We start from the raw sequence: 8,407 nt of genomic DNA on the forward strand, positions 1-8,407 counted from the left end.
CTTTCGTTACCGCCAATTTAGACGGGTTACAAAACAGCACCGCCAGCTAGGCTGGCGGTGTGAAATCAGGCAGTCAGGCGGCTCGCGTCTTGCGCGATAACCAGTTCTTCGTTGGTTGGGATAACCAGCGCAGGACGGGTACCTTCTTTGTTGATGAAACCAGATTTGCCGAAACGTGCGGCCAGGTTACGTTCGTGGTCAACTTCAAAGCCCAGAACGCCCAGTTTGCCCAGAGACAGTTCACGAACCATCGCTGCGTTTTCACCGATACCACCGGTGAAGACAACTGCATCCAGACGACCATCCATCAGCGCAGTGTAAGAACCGATGTATTTCGCCAGACGGTGGCAGTAAACGTCCATTGCACGTTTAGCGTCTTCTTTAGTAGCGTAGTTATCTTCAACATAACGGCAGTCGCTGGTGACTTCGGTCAGACCCAGCAGGCCGGACTCTTTGGTCAGCATTTTGTTGATCTGGTCAACGCTCATGCCCAGGGTATCGTGCAGGTGGAAGATGATCGCCGGGTCGATGTCACCGGAACGTGTACCCATCACCAGACCTTCCAGTGGGGTCAGACCCATGGAGGTATCAACACATTTACCGTTACGGATAGCAGATACAGAACCGCCGTTGCCCAGGTGGCAAGTGATGATGTTCAGCTCTTCAACCGGTTTGTTCAGTACTTTTGCCGCTTCCTGAGTGACGAAGAAGTGGCTGGTACCGTGTGCGCCGTAACGACGAACGCCGTGTTCTTTGTAGAGGCTGTACGGCAGAGCATAGAGGTAAGACTCTTCCGGCATAGTCTGATGGAACGCGGTGTCGAATACAGCCACGTTTTTGTCTTTCAGATTAGGGAAGGATTTCAGCGCTTCTGCGATACCGATCAGGTGAGCCGGGTTATGCAGCGGTGCGAAAGAGGCAGAATCTTTGATGCCCTGAATAACGGAATCATCGATAACCACAGAGCTGGTGTACTTCTCACCGCCGTGTACGATACGGTGACCAATAGCGGTCAATTGCGCAGACAATTCTGGTTTTTGTGCCAGAATAGTGTTAACGATAAAGTTCAGCGCTTCACTGTGAGCGGCGCCTGCACCTAAAGCCGCTTCTTGTTTACCGCCGTCCATTTTCCACTTGATACGTGCTTCTGGGAGATGGAAACATTCGGCTAAACCAGAGAGGTATTCTTCACCGTTTACTGCATCGATGATGGCAAATTTCAGTGAGGAGCTACCGCAGTTCAGAACCAGTACTAACTTACTCGACATGGAAGTACCTATTTATGATACGTGGCTAAAAAAACGTCAGGGAGTCATAGAGCGTAGCGCATGATGACACCGACGTTTATGATTAACATCATGCGCCATAGTCTTTTTGGGCACGATGGAATAAATACCTTTGAGTCTATGTCATTTTGCGTATTTTTCAGGCAATGGCATAATGTATGCCAATTTGACGACTCAATGATTTTGGACTACAGGCCTTACAGGCCGGCACAGGATACCTGAATGTGGGTATCAAAGACAAAATGTTTTGAACGATGTCCCTTGTAGTTGTTGTTTTGCACAAATTTTTTAATTTTTATATGTGAAGTTGAGGTAACCGCCATGTCGACACCGGATAATCGCTCCGTCAATTTTTTTAGCTTGTTTCGCCGGGGGCAGCACTATGCAAAGACGTGGCCAATGGAAAAGCGCCTTGCGCCCGTGTTTGTTGAGAACCGCGTGATCCGCATGACGCGTTACGCGATCCGTTTTATGCCGCCTATCGCCGTCTTCACCTTATGTTGGCAAATTGCGTTAGGGGGGCAGTTGGGCCCGGCCGTAGCGACTGCGCTGTTTGCGCTTAGCCTGCCGATGCAGGGGATGTGGTGGCTGGGAAAACGTTCTGTAACGCCGCTGCCGCCTTCAATTCTCAATTGGTTCTACGAAGTTCGGGGTAAATTGCAAGAAGCTGGGCAGGCGCTCTCTCCGGTAGAAGGAAAGCCGGATTACCAGGCGCTGGCTGACACGCTTAAGCGCGCCTTCAAACAACTGGATAAAACTTTCCTTGATGATTTGTAATTGACCCCTGATTACGCATATAAAAGAAGGCACATGATGCCTTCTTTTTTTCATCGCAGTAGTAGTGATACAGGAGTCCCAAATGGAAATGACCAACGCTCAACGTCTGATTTTGTCGAATCAGTACAAAATGATGACTATGCTCGATCCAACTAACGCCGAGCGTTATCGTCGTTTGCAGACGATTATTGAACGCGGTTACGGCTTGCAGATGCGTGAGCTGGATCGTGAGTTTGGTGAGCTGACGGAAGAAACCTGTCGTACGATTATCGATATTATGGAGATGTATCACGCATTACATGTGTCCTGGACTAATCTTAAGGATGCACAGGCTATTGATGAGCGTCGCGTGACCTTCCTCGGTTTTGACGCTGCAACGGAAGCCCGTTTCCTCGGGTATGTTCGTTTTATGGTCAATGTGGAAGGTCGTTACACCCACTTTGATGCGGGTACGCATGGCTTCAACGCCCAGACCCCAATGTGGGAAAAATATCAGCGTATGCTGAATGTTTGGCACTCTTGCCCGCGTCAGTATCACCTGAGCGCGAATGAAATTAACCAAATCATTAATGCCTGAGGGGGCGAGCGTGCAGTGCAAAGGTTTTCTGTTTGATCTGGATGGAACGCTGGTCGATTCCTTACCCGCAGTAGAGCGTGCGTGGTGCAACTGGGCCGATCGCTTCGGCCTCGATCACGCCGAGGTACTCGGCTTTATTCATGGTAAGCAGGCCATTACCTCCCTGCGACACTTTATGGTGGGCAAGTCTGAGGCAGAGATCGCCGCGGAATTTACCCGTCTGGAGCAGATCGAAGCGACGGAAACTGCCGGGATCACCGCGCTGCCGGGGGCTGTTGATTTACTCAACCATCTCAATAAAGCGGGTATTCCATGGGCGATTGTGACCTCCGGCTCCATGCCGGTCGCACGGGCGCGCCATCGTGTTGCTGGGCTTCCTGCTCCTGAAGTGTTTGTCACCGCCGAGCGGGTAAAGAGAGGGAAACCAGAACCAGACGCGTATCTGTTAGGCGCTCAGCTTCTGGGCCTGGCACCGCAGGAATGTGCAGTGGTGGAAGATGCCCCCGCCGGGGTGCTTTCAGGACTGGCGGCTGGGTGTCATGTCATCGCGGTTAACGCGCCAGCGGATACGCCGCGTCTGGACGAGGTGGATTTTTCGCTGACCAGTCTGGAACATATTTCTGTGACCAAACAACCCAACGGAAATGTGGTCGTTATAAGAAATACCTGATCATGATTTAGCCCCAGATTGTTGGGGCTTTTTTATGGCAGAATCAGTCCATCCCTCTCATTTAACAAGGATATGTTGTGAACGGTGAATTGATATGGGTTCTCTCATTGCTGGCGATTGCCGTCGTCTTGTTTGCAACTGGCAGAGTGCGTATGGACGCGGTCGCTTTGCTGGTCATTATTGCCTTTGTTCTGAGTGGAACATTGAGCATCACAGAGGCTTTTTCCGGGTTCAGCGATCCTAACGTTATTTTGATAGCGGCTTTATTCATTATCGGCGACGGCCTGGTGCGTACCGGGGTGGCGACGGTAATGGGCGCCTGGCTGGTGAAGGTGGCTGGCAGCAGTGAAGTGAAAATGCTGGTGTTGCTGATGATAACCGTAGCCGGACTTGGTGCCTTCATGAGTTCGACCGGTGTGGTCGCCATCTTTATTCCGGTTGTCTTAAGCGTTTCCATGCGCATGCAAATCTCCCCCTCACGCCTGATGATGCCATTGAGCTTTGCCGGATTGATAAGCGGCATGATGACGCTGGTGGCAACGCCGCCGAACCTGGTCGTCAACAGTGAATTGTTACGTGAAGGACTTAACGGTTTTAGCTTTTTTAGCGTAACCCCACTGGGGCTGGTGGTGTTGGTTCTCGGCATAATTTATATGCTGGTGATGCGTTTTATGCTGAAAGGCGAAGACTCCGGGCTGCCGGGAGACGGCTGGAAGCGCCGGACCTTTCGCGACCTGATTAAAGAATATCGCCTGACAGGGCGTGCTCGTCGCCTGGCGATTCGCCCGGGTTCTCCCATGATTGGCCAACGTCTGGATGACCTGAAATTGCGTGAGCGCTACGGGGCAAACGTGATTGGTGTTGAACGCTGGCGGCGTTTTCGCCGCGTGATTGTTGATGTTAACGGGGTTTCTGAGTTCCGTGCCCGTGACGTATTGCTGATCGATATGTCAGCGGCCGACGTTGACCTGCGTGAATTTTGCAGCGAGCAACTGTTGGAGCCAATGGTGCTGCGCGGCGAATACTTCTCTGAGCAGGCGCTTGATGTGGGTATGGCCGAGATTTCATTGATCCCTGAATCGGAATTGATCGGCAAAACGGTACGGGAAATCGCCTTTCGCACACGTTATGGTCTGAATGTCGTCGGACTGAAGCGTGATGGTGCGGCGCTGGACGGGGCGGTCGTCAATGAGCCGCTGCTGATGGGCGATATTATTCTGGTGGTGGGTAACTGGAAACTCATCACTTTGTTGGGGCAAAAAGGGCGCGATTTCGTGGTGCTGAATATGCCCGTGGAAGTCAGTGAAGCCTCCCCGGCGCACAGCCAGGCGCCGCATGCGATTTTCTGTCTGGTGCTGATGGTCGCGTTAATGCTCACCGATGAAATTCCTAATACGGTTGCCGCGATTATCGCCTGTTTGCTGATGGGAAAATTCCGTTGCATTGATGCCGAAAGCGCCTATAAAGCCATTCACTGGCCAAGTATTATTTTGATTGTCGGAATGATGCCCTTTGCGCTGGCATTACAGAAAACGGGCGGTGTTGATCTGGTGGTTAAAGGGTTAATGGACGTTGGTGGAGGGTACGGCCCGTATATGATGCTGGGCTGCCTGTTCGTGCTGTGCGCGACCATTGGGTTATTTATCTCTAACACTGCGACGGCGGTACTGATGGCGCCGATTGCGCTGGCGGCAGCAAAGTCTATGGGCGTTTCGCCGTATCCTTTTGCGATGGTGATTGCGATGGCGGCTTCCGCAGCCTTTATGACGCCAGTTTCTTCACCGGTAAACACACTGGTGCTCGGGCCGGGTAACTACAGCTTTAGCGATTTCGTAAAAATTGGCGTGCCGTTTACCATCATTGTGATGGTGGTGTGCGTGGTGATGATCCCGATACTGTTTCCGTTTTGATTTTTATGTGCCGGATGGCGGCTAACGCCTTATCCGGCCTACAAAGGTAACGTTGTCGCAAACTTACAATGGAGAATCCTGACTGATTTCATCTAATGAGAGGTGAAAACTCGGGACGAACACGTCCATAAAGTAGTCCATCTCTTCGCTTCGTCGTGACTCCAGCGTTTTTTCCAGACGTGTTTTCGCCAGCAGAAATTCGTTGTTACCGGCGGAGAGTTCTTCCAGGCACTTCAGATACGCGCACAGGGCATCGGCCTGTTTAACAATCGACCTCTCTTCTTCGCTTAAGGCATGTTCATCAATGAGTGGCGCAAAAATATCGCGCAGCTCATCAGGAACCATATCGACCAGTTTTTGTTGGGCAATTTTCTCTATCGCTTTATATTCCTGAGCAATCTGCGAGTTAAAATATTTCACTGGGGTAGGGAGATCGCCGGTTAACACCTCTGACGCATCGTGATACATCGCCAGCAGGGCAATACGCTCAGCATTAACCTGACCACCAAATTTACGGTTTTTAATTGCGGCCAGCGCATGGGCAACCATGGCAACCTGCAGACTGTGTTCGGACACGTTTTCGGTGCGCACGTTGCGCATCAGCGGCCAGCGGTTAATGAGTTTCAGACGGGAGAGGTGGGCAAAAAAGTGGCTCTGCTTCATAACGACCCTTACTCAGTGACTTCAGTAACGGTATTTTGCGCAGAGAGTGCTACCGGATGCAAACCCGGCAGCACTTTGCGTGGTTACAGCTGGCGATACCCTGACAGGAAACGCTCAAATTTACTCAGCGACATTTCGATATCGTCAATACGCGGTAGCGTGACGATGCGGAAATGATCCGGCCACGGCCAGTTGAATGCCGTCCCCTGGACCAGCAGTACTTTTTCCTGCAACAGGAAGTCGAGTACCATCTTCTGGTCGTCATGAATATTGAAGCGTTTAGCATCAATTTTCGGGAACATATACAGCGCACCGCGCGGTTTTACGCAAGAGACGCCGGGGATGTCATTAAGCAGTTCCCAGGCGCGGTTACGTTGCTCATACAGACGTCCGCCAGGCATGATGAATTCGCTGATGCTCTGATATCCACCCAGTGCGGTTTGAATGGCATGTTGTGCCGGAACGTTGGCACACAGGCGCATAGAAGCCAGCATCTCAAGGCCTTCGATATACCCTTTGGCATGTTTCTTCGGTCCGTTCAGTACCATCCAGCCCTGGCGGAAACCGGCAACACGATAGGTTTTTGACAGGCCGTTAAAGGTAATAGTCAGCAGGTCAGGGGCCATTGCCGCAATCGAGTGGTGCTCGGCGTCATCGTAAAGAATTTTGTCGTAAATCTCGTCCGCAAAGATGATGAGATTGTTTTGGCGGGCAATCTCAACAATCTCCATCAGCAGCTCTTTAGAATACACCGCGCCAGTAGGGTTGTTTGGGTTGATGATGACGATCCCACGGGTACGCGGCGTAATTTTGGCGCGGATATCATCCAGGTCCGGGAACCAGTCTGACGATTCGTCACACAGGTAGTGCACGGCATTACCACCAGAGAGCGAAACCGCCGCCGTCCACAGTGGATAATCAGGTGCAGGAACCAGCATTTCGTCCCCACTGTTTAGCAATGCCTGCATGGCCTGCACAATCAATTCAGATACGCCGTTACCGATATAGATATCTTCCACGGTTACGTCGCGCATCCCACGGGCCTGGTAATGCTGCATGATTGCTTTGCGGGCTGAATAAAGGCCTTTGGAATCGCAATATCCTTGCGCAGTTGGCAAATTGCGGATCACATCCACCAAAATTTCATCTGGCGCTTCAAACCCGAAAGGCGCGGGGTTGCCGATGTTCAGTTTCAGAACTTTGTTGCCTTCTTCTTCCAGGCGCTTTGCTTCCTTCAGAACCGGGCCGCGAATGTCATAACAGACGTTTTCTAATTTGCTGGATTTTTCAATGGGGGACATGAACGTTGACCTTTTTAGCTGTGAATGCCACTCCCTGCCGTGGAAGTCAGCCCAGCACAATGTACTCCCACGACGGTGAGTTTTGAAGGGTCTTTAGTAGAAGATTTTGGAAAGCAGGAGGATTATAATTCACTGTTAATGACTAAATAATATGATTTTTGTAGAGTAATAATCTGGGTTGTTGTGTTTTTTGTGGTTTATATTTTGCTTTGTTAGTGTGGGTATGGTGATTTGTCTGGCCTAAAAAAGTTAGGCCTGTAAAGAAAAAGGTAGCCGAGATCTCAGCTGAATGGCGTATTTCGAAAATACTGAGGTTTTGCCTGCGAAATCTGTTATCGGTCTGATCCCTGCGTGATGCGGTGTGAATCCATTGTTAAGCATAATTAATGAATTGAGAGATTCTTAATTAATTATTATTTATTATTTAAACGACATCAAATTGAGTGGGCCAATAATACGAAAACCGTTGCACTGACATAACACCAATTTGCCCGGAATTATTCGCGATAACACTTATAAATATAGTGGTTTTAGGTTAAGATAACTCCTATGAAATGGTGTGTAGTACGAATTTTACGATAATTCAAATGTTTGTTGGTTGTTCCTAACATCCTGAAAAGTTAGTTTTTAATGTGTAAATTATTGTTCGTTAACTATTTTTTAAATTTACAAAATTTACATGTTTCCCATTAGTCAGAATCATCCAGCAGCTAAAAATACGGCTCTTTCTCGTTGCTATATTCCGATGAATATCACGGGTATTAAAATAGCTCAGAAAGAGAATTGTTTCGTTTGTTAAACCAAATACATCCTTATTTTCACTTGGTTACACTAAGGAAGGTGCGAATAAGCAGGTCATTTCTTCCCAAGCTGACTCGCTGATTAAAATTTCGCGGATCTGGGCCGATTTTTTTCCCGCAAACACATCGAATCAGCCTATTTAGGCTATTTTTTCCACCATTTCTGGCGTTATTTCCGGTTTTTACTGAGATCTCTCCCACTGACGTATCATTTGGTCCACCCGAAACAGGTTGGCCAGGGTGAATAACATCGCCAGTTGGTTATCGTTTTTCAGCAGCCCCTTGTATCTGGCTTTCACGAAGCCGAACTGCCGCTTGATGATGCGAAACGGGTGCTCCACCCTGGCACGGATGCTGGCTTTCATGTATTCGATGTTGATGGCCGTTTTGTTCTTGCGCGGATGCTGCTTCAAGGTTTTTACC

8 protein-coding genes are annotated in these 8,407 nt (G+C 49.7%); 4 read left to right on the top strand and 4 right to left on the bottom strand.

What is annotated here, in order from left to right:
- Window positions 1-65: 65 nt before the first annotated feature.
- Window positions 66-1,268 carry an acetate kinase gene (gene ackA / locus OGX94_RS13080; protein WP_003834770.1) on the bottom strand — a complete coding sequence of 401 codons (1,203 nt, stop codon included), beginning with the start codon at window positions 1,266-1,268 and terminating at the stop codon, window positions 66-68.
- Window positions 1,269-1,607: 339 nt separating this feature from the next.
- Here ackA and yfbV point away from each other — a divergent pair, with 339 nt between their 5' ends.
- The 4 genes from yfbV (at window position 1,608) to OGX94_RS13100 (ending at window position 5,220) form a co-directional block, all read left to right on the top strand.
- Entirely contained in the window at window positions 1,608-2,063 is a 456-nt protein-coding gene (gene yfbV / locus OGX94_RS13085) for a terminus macrodomain insulation protein YfbV (RefSeq protein WP_003028087.1), read from the top strand.
- An 82-nt stretch (window positions 2,064-2,145) separates the two neighbouring features.
- Window positions 2,146-2,640: a YfbU family protein gene (locus tag OGX94_RS13090; RefSeq protein WP_003028086.1), complete on the top strand. Its 495-nt coding sequence runs from the start codon at window positions 2,146-2,148 to the stop codon at window positions 2,638-2,640.
- Window positions 2,633-3,310 carry a sugar phosphatase gene (locus tag OGX94_RS13095; RefSeq protein ID WP_008785348.1) on the top strand — a complete coding sequence of 226 codons (678 nt, stop codon included), beginning with the start codon at window positions 2,633-2,635 and terminating at the stop codon, window positions 3,308-3,310. The genes OGX94_RS13090 and OGX94_RS13095 overlap by 8 nt, the downstream gene beginning before the upstream one ends.
- Window positions 3,311-3,387: 77 nt before the next feature.
- Window positions 3,388-5,220, top strand: a complete 1,833-nt coding sequence (locus OGX94_RS13100; RefSeq protein WP_257661787.1) for an SLC13 family permease — start codon at window positions 3,388-3,390, stop codon at window positions 5,218-5,220.
- A 63-nt stretch (window positions 5,221-5,283) separates the two neighbouring features.
- Here OGX94_RS13100 and yfbR read toward each other — a convergent pair whose 3' ends face one another.
- From yfbR to OGX94_RS13115, 3 genes are all read right to left on the bottom strand, one after another.
- Window positions 5,284-5,883, bottom strand: a complete 600-nt coding sequence (yfbR, locus tag OGX94_RS13105; RefSeq protein ID WP_003028083.1) for a 5'-deoxynucleotidase — start codon at window positions 5,881-5,883, stop codon at window positions 5,284-5,286.
- An 83-nt stretch (window positions 5,884-5,966) separates the two neighbouring features.
- Entirely contained in the window at window positions 5,967-7,184 is a 1,218-nt protein-coding gene (alaA, locus tag OGX94_RS13110) for an alanine transaminase AlaA (protein ID WP_003028082.1), read from the bottom strand.
- 982 nt (window positions 7,185-8,166) lie between these two features.
- A partial coding sequence (locus OGX94_RS13115; protein ID WP_031493805.1) for an IS5/IS1182 family transposase occupies window positions 8,167-8,407 on the bottom strand: 241 nt, incomplete at its 5' end.

This window comes from Citrobacter sp. Cpo037, assembly GCF_030332945.1.
Lineage (GTDB): Bacteria > Pseudomonadota > Gammaproteobacteria > Enterobacterales > Enterobacteriaceae > Citrobacter > Citrobacter portucalensis.